The sequence below is a fragment of the Faecalibacterium sp. DFI.5.82 genome, assembly GCF_029076575.1.
Taxonomy (GTDB): Bacteria; Bacillota; Clostridia; order Oscillospirales; family Ruminococcaceae; genus Faecalibacterium; species Faecalibacterium duncaniae.
On sequence record NZ_JARFIS010000481.1, the window covers coordinates 1 to 312 of the forward strand.

General features: G+C 53.5%; 1 pseudogene. It reads right to left on the reverse strand.

The features are described 5' to 3' along the window. Positions 1 to 312: pseudogene (locus tag P0G09_RS20940) on the reverse strand (glucuronide permease); the annotation flags it as partial.

Sequence of the window (312 nt, forward strand, 5' to 3'; positions counted from 1 at the left end):
GGTACCCACCAGCATGGATGCCTTCTGGCCCATCTGACGTGCGATCTTGTTCATCAGCAGGATGGAGATCAGGCAGATGGGGATAGAGGTGATCTGAGAGTAGCTGGAGTATGCGGCATAGTTGACGAAGATGATGCCGAACAGGCAGATCATAACGGTAGCGTTGCTCTTGGTGGACATGAACAGCTTATCGGTAGATGCGGATACCACCAGCATCTGGATGGCACGGTTGTGAGCCAGGGTGTCAACGTAATCCTTGATGCCGACCTTCTGGGTGGTGCCCAGACCGAAGTACTTCGGATTGTCCTTACG